This is a genomic window from Alcanivorax sp. HI0083, assembly GCF_001635175.1.
Window position 1 is genome coordinate 1 of the sequence record NZ_LWFX01001489.1, and the last position, 929, is coordinate 929.

General features: G+C 58.2%; 1 protein-coding gene. It reads right to left on the bottom strand.

Annotated features, from left to right (window positions below):
* Positions 1-929: DUF1302 family protein (locus A3754_RS22585; protein ID WP_156497156.1), on the bottom strand; the 929-nt coding region annotated here is incomplete at both ends.

The following is a 929-nucleotide window of genomic DNA, read 5'->3' on the forward strand; positions in this document are numbered from 1 at the left end:
TAACCGTCTTCTCCCAGTTCGCCGACACCAAAGTTGGTGTGGCGACGGAAGCGCATCTGGTCCTGCTTGGGTAGATCAGGAATAAATTCCGAGCCCACCTGCATGGAAACGACGGTTTTCTGCGCGCCCATCAACTTGGGGATGATGGTGGTGAAGGCCAGCTCGGCACGCTGAATGTCAAACTCCTCAAAGCCGTGCACTTCGCTGCCGGAGTTGTAGACGTAGTCGATGGTGCCCTGCGGAATGGTCGCGAGCCCGGAAGCTGCCGCAGCGGGAACGCCGTTGGCCTCCAGTACGCGAGCCGTGGTCAGGTCAGGGGTATTGATCTGGATCGGCATGTCCGGCAGGTAGCTCAGGTTGAGCGCCAGGTTGCCCACGCCTTCAAAGGTCTTGTCGGCGGTGAGGCCGAATACCTGAATGTCTTCCGGGTATTCATAGAAGTAGGCGATATCGTTGCCCGCGGTGATACCCTGGGGGAGCGGGCTGTCTTCCTTGGTCACCGAGTAGTAAGGCAGTCGGCTGTGATAATTGAAGAAGTAGGTGCCGATCTTGGCCTTGGATTCCGGGAACGCGTAGTCAAACTTCAGGCCGTACTGACCGCCGTCCTTGGGTTCATTTTCATCCCTGCGGGGAATGTAGGCACCGGCGTTGTAGGCATCCTGGTTCGGAATGACGGCGGAGCTGGAGAAGGTGGCATCACAGCCCAGTGCGGTGTTGTCCAGGGTTGAGAAAAAGGTCCCGCAACCGTCCAGGTTTGCCGCACGCCATTCATACTGATAGAAGGACTTCATGCTCAGGCGGTCAGTGAAGTTGTAATCCACGGTGACCATGCCGGAGGGCGTCAGGAATTCCGTGTATTCCGACCCGGGGCGGTGCAATGCGGCCAGGTCGACCGCATTCAGTGAGCTGAAGGAGCCGCGTGAATAGAG